16 protein-coding genes and 4 pseudogenes are annotated in these 15,176 nt (G+C 70.3%); 11 read left to right on the forward strand and 9 right to left on the reverse strand.

Annotated features, from left to right (window positions below):
- Positions 1–4 precede the first annotated feature (4 nt).
- From G4G29_RS06440 to G4G29_RS06460, 7 genes and pseudogenes are all read right to left on the reverse strand, one after another.
- Positions 5–987: pseudogene (locus G4G29_RS06440) on the reverse strand (alpha/beta hydrolase).
- Positions 984–1,376 (reverse strand): alpha/beta hydrolase fold domain-containing protein, encoded by a 393-nt coding sequence (locus G4G29_RS21510; RefSeq protein WP_244632461.1) that lies wholly within the window; start codon positions 1,374–1,376, stop codon positions 984–986. The pseudogene G4G29_RS06440 and the gene G4G29_RS21510 overlap by 4 nt, the downstream one beginning before the upstream one ends.
- Complete coding sequence (locus tag G4G29_RS21515) at positions 1,373–1,984, reverse strand: alpha/beta hydrolase (RefSeq protein ID WP_244632462.1); 612 nt, start codon at positions 1,982–1,984, stop codon at positions 1,373–1,375. Before G4G29_RS21515 ends, G4G29_RS21510 begins: the two co-directional genes overlap by 4 nt.
- A 33-nt stretch (positions 1,985–2,017) precedes the next feature.
- On the reverse strand, positions 2,018–2,980 hold the full coding sequence (locus G4G29_RS06450) for an aldo/keto reductase (RefSeq protein ID WP_183152215.1): 963 nt from the start codon (positions 2,978–2,980) through the stop codon (positions 2,018–2,020).
- Positions 2,981–3,019: 39 nt separating this feature from the next.
- The gene (locus G4G29_RS06455; protein ID WP_244632463.1) at positions 3,020–4,120 is read right to left on the reverse strand and encodes an alcohol dehydrogenase catalytic domain-containing protein; all 1,101 of its coding nucleotides are present in this window, start codon (positions 4,118–4,120) and stop codon (positions 3,020–3,022) included.
- Positions 4,121–4,140: 20 nt separating this feature from the next.
- Positions 4,141–4,302, reverse strand: a complete 162-nt coding sequence (locus G4G29_RS21520) for an SDR family oxidoreductase (RefSeq protein ID WP_345941199.1) — start codon at positions 4,300–4,302, stop codon at positions 4,141–4,143.
- Between the two features lie 94 nt (positions 4,303–4,396).
- Complete coding sequence (locus G4G29_RS06460) at positions 4,397–4,873, reverse strand: SDR family oxidoreductase (protein ID WP_244632464.1); 477 nt, start codon at positions 4,871–4,873, stop codon at positions 4,397–4,399.
- Between the two features lie 100 nt (positions 4,874–4,973).
- Here G4G29_RS06460 and G4G29_RS21530 point away from each other — a divergent pair, with 100 nt between their 5' ends.
- Positions 4,974–5,516, forward strand: coding sequence for an aldo/keto reductase (locus tag G4G29_RS21530; RefSeq protein ID WP_244632465.1), 543 nt, complete (start codon positions 4,974–4,976; stop codon positions 5,514–5,516).
- Between the two features lie 216 nt (positions 5,517–5,732).
- A complete protein-coding gene (locus tag G4G29_RS21535; protein WP_244632466.1) occupies positions 5,733–5,933 on the forward strand; it encodes a hypothetical protein in 201 nt (66 codons plus the stop codon).
- A gap of 48 nt (positions 5,934–5,981) precedes the next feature.
- Here the strand turns inward: G4G29_RS21535 and G4G29_RS06470 are convergent, their stop codons facing one another.
- Positions 5,982–6,305 carry an SMR family transporter gene (locus tag G4G29_RS06470; RefSeq protein ID WP_183152216.1) on the reverse strand — a complete coding sequence of 108 codons (324 nt, stop codon included), beginning with the start codon at positions 6,303–6,305 and terminating at the stop codon, positions 5,982–5,984.
- The gene (locus tag G4G29_RS06475; RefSeq protein WP_183152217.1) at positions 6,302–6,670 is read right to left on the reverse strand and encodes a multidrug efflux SMR transporter; all 369 of its coding nucleotides are present in this window, start codon (positions 6,668–6,670) and stop codon (positions 6,302–6,304) included. The genes G4G29_RS06470 and G4G29_RS06475 overlap by 4 nt, the downstream gene beginning before the upstream one ends.
- Positions 6,671–7,018: 348 nt before the next feature.
- On the opposite strand from G4G29_RS06475, the gene G4G29_RS06480 reads away from it, so the two are divergent.
- The 9 genes and pseudogenes from G4G29_RS06480 (at position 7,019) to G4G29_RS06510 (ending at position 15,166) form a co-directional block, all read left to right on the forward strand.
- Complete coding sequence (locus G4G29_RS06480; RefSeq protein WP_183152218.1) at positions 7,019–8,359, forward strand: HNH endonuclease signature motif containing protein; 1,341 nt, start codon at positions 7,019–7,021, stop codon at positions 8,357–8,359.
- A 276-nt stretch (positions 8,360–8,635) separates the two neighbouring features.
- On the forward strand, positions 8,636–10,165 hold the full coding sequence (locus G4G29_RS06485; protein ID WP_244632467.1) for an ABC transporter substrate-binding protein: 1,530 nt from the start codon (positions 8,636–8,638) through the stop codon (positions 10,163–10,165).
- A gap of 82 nt (positions 10,166–10,247) precedes the next feature.
- Positions 10,248–11,189 carry an ABC transporter permease gene (locus tag G4G29_RS06490; RefSeq protein ID WP_183152219.1) on the forward strand — a complete coding sequence of 314 codons (942 nt, stop codon included), beginning with the start codon at positions 10,248–10,250 and terminating at the stop codon, positions 11,187–11,189.
- Complete coding sequence (locus G4G29_RS21540; RefSeq protein ID WP_244632468.1) at positions 11,186–11,605, forward strand: hypothetical protein; 420 nt, start codon at positions 11,186–11,188, stop codon at positions 11,603–11,605. Before G4G29_RS06490 ends, G4G29_RS21540 begins: the two co-directional genes overlap by 4 nt.
- Positions 11,506–11,985: pseudogene (locus tag G4G29_RS21545) on the forward strand (ABC transporter permease); the annotation flags it as partial. The gene G4G29_RS21540 and the pseudogene G4G29_RS21545, both read left to right, overlap by 100 nt.
- 308 nt (positions 11,986–12,293) lie before the next feature.
- On the forward strand, positions 12,294–12,968 hold the full coding sequence (locus G4G29_RS21550; RefSeq protein ID WP_244632469.1) for an ABC transporter ATP-binding protein: 675 nt from the start codon (positions 12,294–12,296) through the stop codon (positions 12,966–12,968).
- Positions 12,965–13,795 (forward strand): annotated as a pseudogene (locus G4G29_RS06500) (dipeptide/oligopeptide/nickel ABC transporter ATP-binding protein). Before G4G29_RS21550 ends, G4G29_RS06500 begins: the two are co-directional and overlap by 4 nt.
- A gap of 98 nt (positions 13,796–13,893) precedes the next feature.
- A pseudogene (locus G4G29_RS06505) lies at positions 13,894–14,430 on the forward strand (TetR/AcrR family transcriptional regulator); the annotation flags it as partial.
- Between the two features lie 34 nt (positions 14,431–14,464).
- Positions 14,465–15,166, forward strand: coding sequence for an alpha/beta hydrolase family protein (locus G4G29_RS06510; RefSeq protein WP_183152221.1), 702 nt, complete (start codon positions 14,465–14,467; stop codon positions 15,164–15,166).
- The last annotated feature ends 10 nt before the right edge of the window (positions 15,167–15,176 follow it).

Below are 15,176 nucleotides of genomic sequence, written 5' to 3' on the forward strand. Positions count from 1 at the left end.
AGAGTCATCCGTCCAGGCGCAGGGTGCGCCGCAGCCAGCTCTCGCGCGCGGCGACGGCGGCCCGCGACACCTCGGCCTCCGGCGAGAATCCCGCGAACCCGTGGTATCCGCCCGCCCACACGTGCAGCTCGGCCTGTCCGCCGGTCGCCCAGATGCGCAGGGCGTACTCGACCGCCTCGTCGCGGAACGTCTCGGCGGCGCCCACCTCGATGAACGCCGGGGCGAGCCCAGACAGATCCTCGGCACGGGCGGGAGCCGTGGAGGGAGACACCCGGTCGCTGAACCGGTCGTCGCCGGCGATGGCGTCCCACGCGGTGTCGTTGTTGTTGCGGTCCCACGCGCCGAACCCGTCGTACTGCCGGCTGGAGGGGTGTCGTTGCGGTCGTCGAGCATCGGGCACCCGAGCAGCTGGCCGGCCAGGCGCGGCCCATTCCGGTCGCGCGACAGAAGGGCGACCGCCGCGGAGAGACCTCCGCCCGCGCTCATCCCCGAGGCGATGATGCGGTCGGGGTCGATGCCGAGGTCGTCGGCGTGGGCGGCCATCCACTCCAGGGCGGCATAGCAGTCCTCGGCCTGCGCCGGGCCCGGGTGCTCGGGCGCGAGGCGGTATTCGACCGCGACTCCGACCACCCCGTGACGCTCGGCGAGGTCGATGAGTTCCGCCGTGCCGAAGAACCGTGTTCCCAGGACCATGCCGCCGCCGTGGATCGACAGCACGGCGGGTGCCGGCGCGGAAGCCGGGCGCATCGGCCGCACGATCGTGATCTCGATGTCGGGCGCGCCTGCCGGACCAGGGATCACACGGTCCTCCCACGTGATCGCCCGCCCCTCCGCCTGCACGGCCATGGGCGGGATGATCGTGGCGAAGTGGGTGCGGTTCGCGAGGATCGTGTCGGCGCGCAGCGGGATGATCTCGACCATCCGCACGAAGGCGTCGAGTCCGGCGACCAGCTCGGGGTCGTACGGGACGGGCAGCGGCACGGTCATCGGGCCGCCCGCCAGATCCGCCGCAGCCACGAGGCACGAGCGGCCAGAGCGGCGCGGGAGATCTCGGCTTCGGGCATGTACATGTCGAAGCCGTGTGCGCCGCCGCCCCAGACATGCAGCTCGGCCTGTCCGCCGGTCGCCCAGATGCGCAGGGCGTATTCGGTGTCCTCATCGCGGAAGGCCTCGGCCTCGCCGACCTCGATGTACGCCGGAGGGAGTCCGGAGAGGTCGGCTGCGCGACTCGGTGCGGCGTAGGCCGGGGCCTCGTCGCTGAACGCGAGGTCGTCGCCGAGCACGCACGACCAGGCCAGCAGGTTCAGCTCGCGCTGCCACGTGCCGATGCCGTCGTACTGACGACTCGCGACCGTGGTGTTGGTGTTGTCGATCATGGGGCACAGCAAGCAGTTGTCCGGCCATGACGGGGCCCTGCCGATCGCGGGCGAGGAGTGCGACCGCGGCGGTGAGGCCCTCCTCCGGCGCTGCCGCCCCCGACGACGATGCGCTCGGGGTCGATGCCGAGCTCCGCGGCGTGTGCGTGCACCCAGACGAAGGCCGCGTAGCAGTCCTCGACGCCCGCGGGATAGGGATCCTCCGGGGCGAGGCGGTACTCCACGTTCACCGCGACGACCCCGTGTTCGGCCACGATGTCGACGACACGGCCGGTCTCCCACGAGCGGTGGCCGACGATCATGCCGCCGCCGTGGATGTTCACGAACGCGGGAAGCGTCCGGCCGCTCGATCCTGTGGGGCGGAACACCGTGATCTCGATGTCGGGCGCTCCGGCGGGACCGGGGATGACACGGTCCTCCCCATCGATGGCGCGGCCCGCGATGACCGTGTCGTTGTCGGGGAACATCCGGTCCGCGCCCTCCCGCGGCAGGGTCTCGCGGGTGAGCGGCGGCTGCGGGTTCGCGGCGAGCTCATCGAGCACGGCCTGCACCTCGGGGTCGAAGGGCACGGGGGCGACGGTCGGGTGTCCGGCGGCGATGGCGGTCATGGTTCTCCTTGCGGGCGTGGCGGGCGACGGGGGTCAGGGGCCTTCGGGGTCGACGACCCCGCGGTCGGCCCAGAACGGCTCGACGAGGCGGCGCAGTTCCTCGACCCCGAGGCGGTCGACCAGGGCGAGGGCGTCGAGGTTGGCGCGCAGCTGCTCGATGCTCGAGGCGCCGAACAGCGTCGTGGTGAGCGCGGGGTGGGTGAGCGTGAACGCGATGCCGAGCTGCGCCGGGGACACGCCCAGCGACGACGCGACCTCCGCGAAAGCCGGCACGTCGGCGATGATCCGCTCCCGGATGTCGCCGGGGTCGCGGCCGATCTGCCGGTCGCTGTTCACCTTCCCAGCCAGCACGCCGCCCTCGAGGCAGTCGGAGGCCTGCAGGGTCAGCCCCTGGTCCCACAGTCGTGCGAAGGGCTCGCCGTCGGGGATCGAGCGCCGCGCGACGCTGTACTTCAGCTGCGCGATCTGCGGCCCCGCGACGCCCTCGGCCGCGGCGATGTCGATCAGGGTCTGGATGCTCGACGCCGACCAGTTGTTCACACCCCAGGCGCGGATCAGGCCGGCGTCCTGGAGCCGGGCGAGGTCGAGGACGAGCTCGCGCAGGTCGAGGTCGTCGCGGCGCAGGTCGCCCAGGATCACGAGGTCGGCGTGCTCGACGCCGACGCGCATCAGGGCGTTCTCGAGCTGCGGGCGGAACCCGTCGTCGCCGAAGGCCTCGAGCCACAGCTTCGACGACAGCAACCACTCGTCGCGGCGGAGGCCTGCCGCGCGCACCATGGCCGAGAAGATCACGTCGGTGAACACGGGAGGGGCGCCCGGCGCGGAGTAGACACCGACGTCGAAGAGGTTCACGCCGCGGTCGGTGGCCTCGCGCAGCATGGCGACCGCGTCGGCGAAGTCCATCCGGTCGTAGGTGTGCCAGGAGCCGAGTGAGAACAGCCCGGCGTCGATGCCGCTGCGGCCGATCTCGCGGCGGGGCAGGAGGGGAGCGGTCATGGTCGTCCTCACCGTCTCGGGTCGATGACGGCCTTGACCTCATCGAGGTGGTGCATGTGGGCGATCTTCGTCGAGGCGTCGGCGAGGCCGACCGGGGTGCTGAAGAGCTCGTCCCACGGGAAGCGGTCGGCGAAGGCGGTGAAGAAGTCGATCGCGCGGGAGTAGTCCGAGATGTCGCCGTTGAGCGAGCCGACCACGGTGAGCTCCTTCCCCATGATGGTGCTGAGGGGGAAGCCGTCGCCGGCGGGGCCCGTGGAGCCCACGATCGCGATGGTCCCGCGCTGTGCCGCCATCGATCGCGTCAGGACCGACACCCGGGGCGCCGGCGAAGTCGAACACGTGGTCGGCGCCGCGACCGCCGGTGAGCGCCATGACCTGGTCGACCACCGGTCCGTCGCGGAAGTCGACGACGGCGTCGGCGCCGAAACGTCCGGCGAGTGCGAGGCGGGATGCGGGTGCGCCGACCGTGATCACCTGGCCGGCGCCGGAGATCTTCGCGACGGCGGTGGCGAAGATCCCGAGGGCGCCGGCACCCTGCACGACCACGCTCGACCCGGTCCGGAGGCGTCCGGCGCGTTCGAACGCCCGCAGCACCGTCTTGGCCGCGCAGCCCGCCATCGAGGCCCAGGTGTCCTTCACGGATGCCGGGAGCAGCAGCTTGGCCGCTCCCGGGGTGACGTAGGCGTACTCCGAGAGGCCGGCGGTGGCGAACGGGGGCACGTCGGCGCGTTGCAGGAAGCCGTACCCGCGGCGTGTGCACGCGACGGGTTCGCGCAGCACCACGCACCCGTGACACTCGCCGCACGTCGACTCGGACCAGCCGATGCGGTCGCCGGGCGCGAGCGGGCGACCGAGGGCGTCTCTGGTGTCCGGCCCGGTGGCGACGATCTCGCCGACCATCTCGTGACCGAGCACCATCGGGAGCATGCCGGGGAACGTCATCCGCCCCTCCCAGATCTCGATGTCGGTGCCGCACAGCGTGGTGCAGGCGATGCGCACGAGGGCCGCGCCCGGTTCGATCTCGGAAGGGAGCGGGAGGTCCTGCAGGGTGAGGGGCTCGCCGTGCGCGGTGAGCACGGCGGCGCGAGTCGTGCGCGGCAGGTCGGCGATGCGCGGCAGGTCGGTGGTGGGGACGGACATGGTTCTCCAGACGGCGGTGTTCAGACCAGGAGCTGTCCGCCGTCGACGGCGACGGAGACTCCGGTGATGTGGCTGGCGGCGTCGCTCGCGAGGAAGACGACGAGGGGAGCGACCTGCTCGACGGCGGCGATCGTGCCGAGCGGGATGCGCGACTCCCAGGCCGCGCGCGCAGCGGGTTCGATGCGAAGTCGGCGGTCAGCGGGGTGAGCACGGGGCCGGGGGCGACGGCGTTGACTCGTACACCGGAGGGCGCGAGCTCGATCGCGGCCGTGCGGGTCAGAGCATCGACAGCGGCTTTCGTGGCCTCGTAGTGGCCGAGCCCGGGGTGGGCTGTCTGGCGCCGATCGACGAGATGTTCACGATCGCGCCGCGCCCCGCCTCGGCGAACAGGGCGCCGAACGTGCGCAGCATCAGGAAGGTGCCGCGCACGTTCACATGGAGGGCCGTGTCGAACACGTCGACCGGGACCTCCTGCAGCGTGCCGCCGCCCGCGACGACGCCCGCGTTGTTGACGAGCACGTCGATGCCGCCGTCTGCTGCGAGCAGCTCCGCAGCGGCGAGGACCGACGACTCGTCGGCGATGTCGAGGGCGAGGGCCGTCGCGCCGATCTCGGCGGCGACCCTGGCGGCGGCATCCGCATCCACGTCGCCGATGAAGACGACGTCGCCGCTCTCGCGGAAGGCGGCGGCGATTCCGCGGCCGAGTCCGGATGCGCCTCCGGTGACGAGGATGCGGCGGGGAGATGCGGTCATGTTCGTCCTCACTGACGGCTGGTCTGACGGAGTGTCTCCGTTATATTCTACAAACATAGAAAAACACAACCCCGTGCGAAGAGATGGCGAAGGAGCCTTCATGCCCGAATCGACATATCCCCGGAAGTCCCTCCGCGCCGGTGGGAGTCCTGTGCCGCCGCTCGCCCTCGGGTCGTGGAACACCTGGGACCGGATGGGGCCGGACGAGGCCGTCGCCCTGATCCGTCGAGCGGTCGACCTCGACGCCGGGTTCTTCGACGTGGCTTACTACAACATGGGTCCGCATGCCGAGAACTCGAAGACCGACATCCTCTTCGGCCAGGCGCTGCGGGCGAGCGGTGTCGACCGGGCCGACATCGTGCTGTGCGGCAAGCTCTGGCTGTGGGACTGGCCGAACCAGGGGTTCCGCGCGCAACTCGTCGAGTCGCTGCAGCGCGCAGGGCTCGACCGCTTCGACACGCTCGTCGTGGGGGACTATCTCGACGCCCCCGACATGCCGCGACTCGTCACGGAGGTGAACGACCTGATCGCCGAGGGCTCGTCGACTCCTGGGGCATCAACAACTGGCGGATCGAGCACACGCGGCAGGCCATCGCCGAAGCAGAGGCGCAGCGCGTCGCCGGGCCGGTGTTCGCGCAGCTGAAGTACGGCATCGCCCGTCGATCGATGGCCGAGGGCGACGCCTACGGTCCGTTGTTCGCCGACGGGACGCTCACGCTCCAGGCGTCGGACGTGTTCGAGGGCGGCATCCTCGCCACCGGGCGGGTGCCCGAGCGCAAGATCGGCGCCGACGTGGGGGCATCCGCGAGCAGATCGCCGCGGTGTTCCCCACTGTCGCGCGCATCGCGGGGAGTTCGGGGTGACACCGGCCGCGCTCGGCATCGCCTTCTGCCTCACCAACCCCGCGACGGCGAACGTGCTGTTCGGCGCCTCTCGACTCTCGCAGCTGGAGCAGAACCACGCGGCTCTCGCCCTCGCCCGCGATCACGGAGCCGAGGTGCGCGATGCGCTCGCCGCATGCCGGGTCGATCGGGAGGTGCGCGCCGACGGCGTCTGGTGAGGAGCGCGGGCCGAGACCCGATCCTGCGCATCGGTTCGACGTGCGCGACTAGTGCGCGCCGCCGAACTCGATCATCGCCACGCCGGCCGCGATGAGCGCGACGCCGATCGCCATCATGAGGGAGAAGTGGTCCTTGAAGATCACGCGGCCCAGGACCGCAGTCAGCGCGACGCCCGCGGCTGCCCAGATGCCGTAGGCGACACCCACCGGCATCCCCAGCGCGAGAATCGTGCCGAGCAGCGTGAAGGCCGCGAGGTATCCGACGACGATCACGGGGATCCAGCGTTTGCGCCGGAGTCCTTCGGACGCGCGCAGGCTCAGGGTCGCGGTGACCTCGCTGCCGATCGCGAGGGCCAGCAGCAGCCAGATCATGACGCGGCCTCCGTCGACTCGCGCGCATGCGACCCGAGCTCGACCAGCAGCACGCCGACCACGATGACGCCGACGCCGATCAGCTGCACGGGGCCGAGGACCTCGCCGAACAGCATGGTGCCGAACACCGCCGTGAGCACGACGCCGACCGCCGACCAGATCCCGTAGGCCACGCCGACGGCCATGCCGCGGTCGAGCACGACCGACAGCAGCCACAGCGAGCCCGTGTAGCCGACCGCGACGACGATCAACCACAGCGGATGCGTGAACCCCTCGGCCGCGCGCAACGAGAGCGTCGCCGTGACCTCCAGCGCGATCGCGATCAAGAGGGGCGGCCAGGCGGAGGGGCGCGGGTGGTCGGTCATCACGGGCCTTTCGTGGAGGGGTCCGAGGAGGGAGAACGTGGAGCGGAGGTGGGGGATTCCCTCATCGGCGAGTGGGTGTGCGGGCGAGTGGGCGAGGAGGGCGTGTTGGCGTGTGGGCGAGGTGGGCGTGTGGGCGAGGAGGTGAGTGGGCGTGTGGGCGTGTAGGCGTGTGGGCGAGGAAGGCGGGCATGTGCGAGGCGGGCGTTCGATCGTCTCTGTTGCCGGTGAACGGGCCGTGTCGTCGAGGTTGGACAGTCCGTTTCGGTTCGAGGTTCGAGGCATGGCGGCATGCCGGAATGACTCGAACAGATCTTCGAAAGTGTGCGGGATTCCCGGTAGAATCGAGTCATGTCGAAGTTGGCCGCGTTGCATGAGGCGATGTCCCGCCTCGATGAGGCGTGGGCAGACGCCGATGCGTCCGGCGAGCTGTCCCGGCAGCAGCTGATCGCCGTGAGCGCATCCATCGGGGTGTTGCAGAGGCGGCTGGATGCGGTGCACATCGAGGTGGCCGCGTGTATCTCTCGCGAGTCCCGTCCGGAGCTGGGCGCCGAGAGCCTCGCGAAGCAGCAGGGGTTCCGCAATCCGGCGACGATGATCGCGGCGACGGTCGGCGTGTCACGCGGTGATGCGACTCGGCTCGTGAAGGTGGGAGAAGCGGTCGCACCGCGGGCCGATCTCCTCGGTGCGCCCCTCCCGGCGAGGTATCCGGCCGTGCGGGAGGCGCTCGGCGCCGGCATGCTGAGCGCGCAGGTGGCGGCCTTGATCGTCGCTCTTCTGGACCGGTGTCGGGTGGCGGCCGGGGCGGTGCGTGTCGCCGAGGCGGAGCGGCTGCTGGTCGAGGAGGCAATCGGACTCGCGCTCGACGACGTGCGGAAGCTGATCGTGCGGGCGGAGGCATGGTTGGACCCGGACGGGGTGGAGCCGCGCCTCGAGGAGCAGCGCTCCCGTCGATCATTGACCGTCCACGAGCGCGACGGGATGGTGCATCTGAACGCGGTCCTCGACGTCGAGACCGCGGCTCCCGTGGTGACCGCGATCCGCGGGTACGTGACCGCCGCGTTCGCTGCGCGGAAGGATGCTGCCGCGCCCGATTCGTGCGATGCCGACCGTCGCACGGTGCCGATGATCCAGGCCGACGCGCTCGCCGTGTTCGCCGCGCACGTGCTCGGATGTGAAGCCAAGGTGCCGCTGGCGGGTGCGACCGTCGTGGTGCGGATGAGCCTCGAAGACCTCGAGTCCGGGTCGGGGTCGGCAGCCCTCGACGGTCTGGACCATCCGGTCAGTATCGGCGCTGCGCGGCGGATGGCCGCGGGTGGGGGAGTCATCCCGTGCGTGCTCGGCGCTGCGAGCGAAGTGCTCGACTGGGGGCGTGAGAAGCGCCTGTTCACGCGGTCGCAGCGGTTGGCGTTGGTGGAGCGGGATGGTGGGTGCGCGATGTGCGGGTTGCCGCCGGAGATGACGAAGGCGCATCACATCCGGTGGTGGAAGCGCGACCGCGGGCCGACCGACCTGTCGAACGGGGTGCTGCTGTGCGAGACGTGTCACCACCGCATCCATGACAACGGATGGGAGATCCGGGTCGACGGCGGTGGCGGGTGCGGGAGGGTGTGGTTCGTGCCGCCCGCTGCGGTCGACTCTGCGCGCGTCCCGCGCCTGGGCGGCAGAGCGCGCTTCGACATCGCCGCGTGAGTGCGCCGCGTGGCTGCGCTGCGCTGTGTGAGTGCGCCGCTTGAGCGCGTCGGCTGAGCGCTGACGTCCGCTGGCGCCGCTATGCCTGCGCGCTCGGACAAGCCCGGTGCACCCCGAGGCATGAGTCGGCGCCTCGCGGACGAGAAACGCTCTTGCGCTCTTTTTCCACGCATGTAGACTAACCACCACGACACATCGAAGTGACGTCGATCCGGCCTCCGGTCAAGCGGCACGTCGAACCTTCTTCACCACCCCCTGCACCCGAGAGAAGGAACCATGAAACGAATGCCCCTCGCGCTCGCCGCGGCCGTCGCCGCGACGCTCGCGCTCACCAGCTGCAGCGGCGGCGCCACACCCTCGCCGTCCGACGGCAGCGGTGTCGAGAGCCCCGACGCCCTCAACATCGGCAACTTCCTCGACGTCACGTCGTGGGACCCGTCGCTGGCCGACATCGGCTTCGACGGGCCGTACCTGTCGGCCGTGTACGACGCGTTGATCGCCCTCGACGAAGACGGCGATCCGATCCCGTCGCTCGCCACCGAGTGGACCGTCGCCGACGACGACCTCAGCATCGACCTCGACATCCGCACCGACGCCGTGTTCAGCGACGGCACCCCGGTCGATGTCGACGCCGTGATCGCGAGCCTCGAATACCTCAAGGCCGGCGCCCGCTCGGGTGAGGCCTACGTCAACGTCTCCGCCTTCGACAAGGTCGACGACGACACGGTCCGCATCGTCCTCACGCAGCGCGACGACACGATCCTCTACTTCATGGGCCTCGGCCGCAGCTACGTCGCCTCCCCGGCCGCCATCGAAGCCGGCACACTCGGGAGTGAGCCGATCGGCTCCGGACCCTACGTCCTCGACAGCACGACGAGCGTCGCCGGCGCCGAGTACCACTTCACCAAGGCAGCCGACCACTGGGACGCCGAGGCCTATCCGTTCTCCGAACTGGCGATCTTCCCGATCACCGACGCCACCGCGCGCCACAACGCCATGTTGAGCGGTCAGATCAACGTGCAGTACGGCGATGTCGCCAACCTGGAGCAGGCGAAGCAGCAGGGCTGGAACACGGCCGAGCGCGTGTCCGGCTGGGCGGGCCTGGTCATCACCGACCACACCGGCGTCAAGAGCGAGCCGCTCGGCAAGCTCGAGGTGCGCCAGGCGCTGAACTACGCCTTCGACGGAGCGGCCATCCTCGCCGCCGTCGGCAGCGGAGCCGGCGTCGCGACCAACCAGGTGTTCCCCGACGGCGGGCCGATCAACGACCCGGCGCTCAACGAGACCTACGCCTACAACATGGACAAGGCCAAGCAACTGCTGGCCGACGCCGGATACCCCGACGGGTTCGCCATCTCGATGCCCATGTCGCCCATCTTCGAGATGTGGAAGCCCTCGGCCGAGCAGGCGCTCACCGAGCTCGGCGTGAAGGTCACCTGGGACAACATGCAGATGCCCGACTACCAGCTGAACGCACCGAACTACCCCATGTTCATCTCGTTCCTCGCGATGGACGGCAACGACGTCGCCACGGTCGCCCGCCAGGTGACCAGCGTGCAGTGGTTCAACCCGGAGCCCGACTACGCGAAGAACGAGGTCATCGCCCCTCTCGTCGAGAAGGTCCAGACCGAGCGCGGCGACGCCCAGACCGCGGCCGTCAAGGAGCTCAACGAGGCCCTCGTCGACCAGGCATGGTGGTCGGTCTGGTACCAGGCGAACAACATCTACTACACGGCACCCGGCATCCAGCTGCAGCCGGTGGTGGGCATGATGTTCCCGACGCTCCGCTACATCACCCAGGGCTGACGCCCCCGCCGGGGCGGCCGCGACGACGGCCGCCCCGGCACTTCCTTCCCCCTCCGACCCCGCCACCTCCCGAGAGGCTCCCATGCTCCTGTTCACGGCGAAGCGGGTGCTGTCCGGCATCCTCCTGCTCGTCGCGGTCTCGATCGGCACGTTCTTCCTCGCCCACCTGGCGATCAGCGATCCGACGGCCTCGCTCCTCGGCACCACGGCGAGCCCTGCGCAGCAGGCCGCGCTCGCCGAGAAGATCGGCATCGACCGCCCGCTCCTCGTACAGTTCTGGGACTGGCTCTCGCATGCGGCACTGCTCGACTTCGGCGTCTCCTGGCGCAACTTCCAGCCCGTGAGCGCACAGCTCGCGATCAAGGTCCCCGTGACCCTCTCGGTCGTGACATTCGCCACGCTCATCACCGCGGTCATCGGCGTCGCATTCGGGATGATCACCGGTCTCCGCCCCGGCACCTGGTTCGACCGGATCATCAAGGGCATCTCGGTCGTGCTCTTCGCCCTTCCCGGCTTCTGGGTCAGCCTCGTGCTCGTGATGTGGCTCGCCGTGCAGCTGAAATGGTTCCCCGCGGTCGGCTACGTGCCGCCCACCCAGTCGGTCGAGGGCTGGCTGCGCTCGATCACCCTGCCCGCCATATCGCTCGCCCTCGGCGGCATCGTCGCGGTCTCCGAGCAGCTGCGCAACGCCGTCATCGCGCAGAGCCGCCAGGACTGGGTGCGCACGCTCCGCAGCCGCGGACTCTCCGCGACCAGGGTGAACCTGCACATCCTCCGCAACGCCTCACCCGCGGCCCTGACCGTGATCGCCCTCATGTTCGTCGGGCTGCTCTCGGGCGCCATCGTGGTCGAGCAGATCTTCAGCCTTCCCGGCCTCGGGCAACTCACCAACCAGTCGTCGCAGAACGGCGACATCCCGATGCTCCTCGGCATCACCGTCATCTCCATCGTGTTCGTCGTCCTGATCAACCTCCTGCTCGACCTCGTGCTCGGCTGGATCAACCCGAAGGTGCGCGTCGCATGACCACGACAGACATCCGCGTCGCCTTCGACAAGGCCGCCCAGAAGCGCCGCTCCGGCCTGTTCCGACGCTTCCTGCGCCACCCCGGCGGCTACATCCCGCTGGCGATCTTCGTCCTCATCGTCCTGGTCGGCGTCCTCGCCCCGCTCCTCGCACGATGGACCCGAACTTCGTCGACCTCGCCGCGGCCAAGGCGCCCCCAGGGCCAGAGCACCTCCTCGGCGGCGACTCCACGGGGCGCGACATCCTCAGCCGACTCATCTACGGCACGCGCACGACCCTGTGGGGCGCGCTCATCACGATCGTCACCGCGCTCGTCATCGGTGTTCCGGCGGGTGTCGCCGCCGGCTACTTCGGCGGGGTCTTCGACCGCGTCGCCACCTGGGTCAGCGACGCGCTGCAGTCCATCCCCGGCATGATCATCCTGCTCGTCGTCGCTGCGGGCAGCCGCAACAACTTCGAGCTGCTGATGGCCACGGTGGGCGTGTTCATGGTGCCGGGGTACTTCCGCATCGCGCGGTCGCAGACCCTCGCCGTCCGCAGCGAGCCGTACATCGATGCGGCCCGCGTCTCGGGTCTCTCCGACGGGCGCATCATCTTCCGTCACGTGATCAAGGCGGTGTACCCGCCGGTCATCATTCAGACCGCGCTCACCGCCGGCATGGCGATGGGCATGCAGGCCGGGCTCCAGTTCCTCGGCATCGGCGACTCCAACGTCCCCAGCTGGGGCGCCATGATGCTCGAGGGCTTCCGCCTCATGCTCACCTACCCGCTCATGCTGCTGTGGCCCTCGGCCGCACTGGGGCTCACGATCGCGGTGCTCGCCATCATGGGGTCCACACTCGCCGAGCTCGTGCAGGTACGGACGCCTCGGGCGTCCCGTCGGAAGGCGGCGCAGGTCGCCGCGGCGGCGACCACCGCACCGACCGGCACCGCGCAGCACGCGGCCGAGGCCTCCGCCCTCCGAGTGGAGAACCTCCGCGTCGTGCACGCCACCCCGAACGGCGAGACCGAGGTGGTGCACGGCGTCACCCTCGATGTGGCCCCCGGCGAAGTCGTCGGCATCGTGGGGAGTCGGGATCGGGGAAGTCGCAGACGGTCTTCTCGGTGCTCGACCTGCTGCCCTCAACGGGCCGGGCGATCGCCGACGCCATCTGGGTGGGCGGCACCGACGTCACGAAGGCGACGCCGAAGCAGCGCCATGCCCTGCTCGGACGCGCGATCGGCTACGTGCCGCAGGAGCCGATGAGCAACCTCGACCCCTCGTACACGATCGGCCACCAGCTGATCGAGCCGCTACGTCACACGCAGGGTCTCAGCGCTGCGGCGGCGAAGGAGCGGGCTCGCGCGATGCTCATCCGCGTCGGCCTCACCGATCCCGACCGGGTGATGCGCAGCTACCCGCACCAGGTGTCCGGCGGCATGGCGCAGCGGGTACTGATCGCGGGTGCGATCGCAGGCAAGCCCTCGCTGCTCGTCGCCGATGAGCCCACCACGGCGCTCGACGTCACGGTGCAGGCCGAGGTGCTCGAACTCCTCCGCGAGCTGCAGGCCGAGTACGGCATGGCGCTGCTGATCGTGACCCACAACTTCGGCGTCGTCGCCGACATCTGCGACCGCGTGATCGTGATGCGCGGCGGCGACGTCGTCGAGTCGGGACCGGTCGACGACCTGTTCGCCGCCCCCGCCGAGGACTACACGCGCGAACTGATCGCCGCCTCCCTCGACGATGTCGAGAGCCGCGTCGAACTGGACCGCGCGAGAATCGAGGTGACCGCATGAGCGCCCTGCTCTCCGTCGAAGACCTGGTCGTGGAATACGGCCGTGGCCGCCACGCCTTCCGCGCGCTGCACGGGGTCTCCCTCGACATCGCCCCGGCGAATGCCTCGGCCTGGTGGGCGAGTCCGGATCCGGCAAGTCGACACTCGGCAAGGCGATCCTCGGCCTCGCGCCCGTGACCGCGGGGAGCATCCGCTTCGACGGTCAGGAGATCAGCCGACTCGGCGGTCGCGCCCGCAGAGCGCTCGCCGACGACGTGCAGGTCGTGTTCCAAGACCCGTACGGTTCGCTGAACCCCGCCATGACGATCGGCGACATCCTCGCCGAGCCGCTGTTGACCACGGGGATCGGCGCGAAGGCGGCGGAGGCGAAGGTGCGCGAGATGCTCGATCGCGTGCGCCTTCCGAGCACCGCGATGGACCGCTACCCGAGCGAGTTCTCGGGCGGTCAGCGCCAACGCGTCGCGATCGCGCGCGCACTCGTCCGGGGACCGCGACTCGTCGTGTGCGACGAGCCGGTCAGCGCCCTCGACCTCACGACGCAGGCGACGATCCTCGACCTGTTCATCGAGCTCCAGCGCGACACCGGGGTGGCATACCTGTTCGTCTCGCACGACCTCGGCGTCGTCCGGCGCGTCTGCCACCGGGTGGCCGTGATGTACCGCGGCGAGCTCGTGGAGGTCGGCGAGGGGAGCAGGTCACCCGTGCCCCCGGCATCCTTACTCCGAGCGGCTGCGTCTGGCCTCGCCCGTCGCCGACCCGATCGCGCAACGCGAGCGACGTGCGCAGTGGCTCGCTCTGCGGGAGGTGCGCGATGCGGCGGTACGGTAGCTCCAGGCCGGATCGCTCCCCGCATCGCAATCGGCCGGAAGGACCCCATGCCGAAGATCATCGATCACGACCAGCGTCGACGGGATATCGTCGAGGTGGCCAAGAGCATCATCCTCAAGGGCGGCTTCGAGGCCGCGACCATGCGGAGCATCGCGGCGGAGGCCGGCTTCGCGAACGGCGCCCTGAAGCACTATTTCCCGGGCAAGGAGAGCATCGTCGCGGCGACCTTCGAGACCGTGCTGCACGAGCACGACACCTGGTTGCAGGAGTCGATGTCGGAGGGTGCGACCCCCGAGCGGATGCTGCGGCAGGTGCTCGAGGGGACTCTGCCCAGCGGTGTGGAAGAGATCGCCAGCGGACGCGTGCTGCTCGCGCTGTGGGAGTACGCGATGTCGAACGACTCGCTCACGGAGCTGTATCGCACGCACCTCGGACGCTGGCGCGACATGCTCGTCGAGCGGATGGAAGCGGCTCGCGATGCCGGCGTCATCCGGGATCAGGACTATGCGTCCCTCGCGAACGAGTTCATCTCCGTCGCAGTCGGTGCGACCGTGATCAACCTCATGTACCCCGACGGCGAGCGGATCGCCGACTACGAGAACTACATCGACCAGTTCCTGGCACGCCTGCGCTGAGCACGGTGCGCCGGATCCGAGAGGACGGCGCCTCATGACCACACCCCTGTTCGTCGAGCGGCACCCGGGCACCGGGCGGCCTGTCGCGTTCCTGCACGGCCTCGCCTCGCGCGGTTCGCAGGACTGGCCCGAGAGCGAGTGGGCGGGTGTCTTCGGCGACCGCCCCCGCGTCGTGGTCGACCTTCCCGCGCACGGTGCGAGTCCGTCGCTCGGCACCGCGCCCACATCGACGGTGCTCGACGCACTCGCGACGGCGGTGGGTCCCGACGAGATCGACCTCGTCGGCTACTCCCTCGGAGCGCGACTCGCGTGGGATCTGGCGCGGCATCCGCGGGTGTCGGTGCGGCGTCTCGTGCTCGGCGGCCTCAGCGCGGGGGGAGCCGTTCGCGCTCGTCGACCTCGCCGCCGCGCGCGCGCGAGCGTGTCGGGCGGCGCTGCACCGGCCGATCCGCTCACCGGCATGATCGTGCACCTGGCATCGCAGGAGGGCAACCGGCCGGCGGAGCTCGTCGACCTGGTCGAGGGGCTGGCCTCCGAGCCGTTCGTCGCCGGGTCGGACGGGCCGGCGCAGCCGACGCTGCTGCTCGGCGGCATGGACGACGCGATGGCGGCAGGGATCGACGATCTCGCCCGGCTGCTCCCCGATGCGCACACGCAGCGTGTTCCCGGTGACCACGTCGCTGCGGTGCACACGGCCGAGTTCCGTGCCGCGACGCGCGCCTTCCTGTCGGACTGAGCGCGTCTCG

Origin of the sequence: Microbacterium sp. Se63.02b (assembly GCF_014171575.1) — a bacterium.
GTDB lineage: Bacteria > Actinomycetota > Actinomycetes > Actinomycetales > Microbacteriaceae > Microbacterium.